Origin of the sequence: Umbribacter vaginalis (genome assembly GCA_001552935.1) — a bacterium.
In the GTDB taxonomy this organism is placed as follows: Bacteria; Actinomycetota; Coriobacteriia; order Coriobacteriales; family Eggerthellaceae; genus Berryella; species Berryella vaginalis.
The window spans coordinates 214,088-214,310 of the sequence record KQ959713.1 but is presented as its reverse complement, the minus strand read 5'-3'; positions in this window follow the sequence as shown (position 1 = coordinate 214,310).

The window sequence follows — 223 nt, the reverse complement described above, 5'->3', positions numbered from 1 at the left end:
AATTACCAGTTAAAACGACACTGCTCCAAACCCCTGGTATTAGGCAAGCAGCCTAACAAGCGGTTGAATTCCCAGTTAAAACGACACTGCTCCAAAACTGACGCAATCGCGATTAACAAAAAGGAATTGTTGAATTACCAGTTAAAACGACACTGCTCCAAAACCTTTGCAAAGCCTTGATACGCGTTTTGCACGTTGAATTACCAGTTAAAACGACACTGCT